General features: G+C 50.2%; 3 protein-coding genes. 2 read left to right on the forward strand and 1 reads right to left on the reverse strand.

The window, feature by feature from the left end; genetic code table 11:
* Window positions 1-933, forward strand: a 933-nt coding sequence (locus V7D78_RS17190; protein WP_333609674.1) for a S41 family peptidase, incomplete at its 5' end; no start/stop codon positions are given.
* 73 nt (window positions 934-1,006) lie between these two features.
* A complete protein-coding gene (locus V7D78_RS17195) occupies window positions 1,007-1,255 on the forward strand; it encodes a TIGR02647 family protein (RefSeq protein ID WP_333609675.1) in 249 nt (82 codons plus the stop codon).
* Here the strand turns inward: V7D78_RS17195 and V7D78_RS17200 are convergent.
* Window positions 1,220-2,108 (reverse strand): transglutaminase-like domain-containing protein (locus V7D78_RS17200; RefSeq protein ID WP_333609676.1); only part of this gene is annotated, 889 nt, incomplete at its 5' end. The two genes, V7D78_RS17195 and V7D78_RS17200, sit on opposite strands and share 36 nt — an antisense overlap.

Consider the following 2,108-nt stretch of genomic DNA (forward strand, 5'->3'; position numbering starts at 1 on the left):
GTACGCATTAGCCATATATACCGCGGCGATCCGGAGTTACCATCACAGGCATCACCCTTAGCTCGGGCAGGCGTAAATGCGCAACAAAACGATATTATTACTGCCATAAACGGCCAGCCAGTCACTCAGCTGGCCGATGTTAGCCGTTTATTACGCAATCAGGCCGCTAAACCTGTGCTGTTAACGCTAAGCCGCGGCCGGCAAAAGCTGCAAACAGTGGTGCAGCCAGTCACTACCCAGCAAGATCATCTGCTCAGGTATCGTGATTGGGTGCAGCATAATCAACAACTTGTGGCAACAAACGGCAATCAACGCATTGGCTATTTGCACTTATATGCGATGGGCGCTAATGATATCGCCAGTTTTGCCCGAGAATTTTATGCCCAATATCAAAAAGACGGTTTAATTATTGATGTGCGGCGTAATCGTGGTGGCAATATTGACAGCTGGATTATTGAAAAACTGCTTCGTCGTGCCTGGTCATTTTGGCAACCCACACATGGAGCACCTTATAGCAATATGCAGCAGGCTTTTCGCGGTCATTTAGTGGTACTGACAGATGAGCTGACCTATTCAGATGGTGAAACCTTCTCAGCCGGCGTTAAAGCGCTGGGGCTGGGGCCACTAATTGGCCAACGTACTGCAGGTGCAGGGGTCTGGCTGTCAGGTCGAAATCAACTGGCAGACAATGGATTAGCCAGGGTTGCGGAAACACCGCAATTTGCTATGGACGGCCGCAATATTATTGAAGGCTATGGCGTAACACCTGATATAGCGGTTGAGAACTTACCTTATGTGAGTTTTAATGGTCAGGATGCACAGTTAGCGCGGGCGCTGCAGTATTTACAACAACAATTACAACAGTCGCCGATAGCACCGATGCGAGCTGAGCCAATACCCAAAGGCCCGGCGGCAGATATCAGTTTGCGCTAATGCTCACTTTTGCCTTTGCTTTTTCGTGGATGAGGGCTATGGTGGTAGAGCTGATTTTGACAAGGAGCAGCCTATGCCAATAAGTAGTGATTTAAATGAAGAGATCCGGATATTAACGCTGTTCAATCTGGACAGTGCCATGGCCGGCATAAAGGCGCACAAAGCCGCCGATCCAGTTACCCTGGCGGCAATAGAGCGCTTGTATCAAAAAGGGTTATTAACGCAGCCTGATGGCGGTTACCTGACCGACATGGGTATTAATTGTGCTGAGCATCTGCAAACGGCGTTAGCTATTCTCAATCCGCCGCCGGCTGCCGCTTAAGTTTTTCGGAGCTTGATGCAATAAAGTAACGATAACCGAAAAAGCTGAGCTATCTGCGGCATACACCAGTTTTTCGTAGTGTTGCCGCAGTTGTTCTAGCCAGCTGGCCACAGCTGGTTGACTCTGTGCCAGCTGTTGCTGCCATTGCTGTAATTGTGCCGATAAGCTTTGGCCATCAGCGGCCATTGGCAGCTTTAACTGGCGCCTTATCATATGCCGGGCGCGGACACTCAGCGGCCAGTGTCGACGTTGCTGCCAACGCCAGGCTAGAATAGCCCCGAAAACGGCTATGCCAACAGCCAGTAACACAATCACAATGCGTAATACCGGCCATTGCCGCCACTGCTTTAGCCAGTCAGATAGTGACTGCCACAGGGATAATTGTTTTTGTTCATTAAAGCCCAGTACCCACACCGACCAGTAATAATCAAGATGCATCAGTTGTAAACTGACCTGACGCCACCAGTTTGGCTGCCACCCTTGTAATAAGGCTTGCTCTGCCGCCGACAACGACTGATCCAGCCCCTGCAACACGCGTTGCGGTGCTATAACGGCGGTGGGGTCAAAGCGTTGCCATAAACCATTATCGAGGTATTCTACCCAGGCATGGGCATCGCGCTGGCGCACCATCAGATAATTTTGTGCTTCTTGCCATTCACCGCCCTGATAACCCCCGACCACTCGCGCAGGAATGCCTGCCGCTCTGAGCATTACAGCTGTAGCTGAAGCATAATGGCTGCAAAAACCAATACGACTATCAAATAAAAACTGATCTACGCTGTTAGCCCCCAACAGCGGCGGCTGTAAGCTGTAATAAAAAGGTTCATTGGCAAAATAATTGGCGATAGCCGCC

Origin of the sequence: Arsukibacterium sp. (assembly GCF_036735525.1) — a bacterium.
Classification (GTDB): domain Bacteria; phylum Pseudomonadota; class Gammaproteobacteria; order Enterobacterales; family Alteromonadaceae; genus Alishewanella.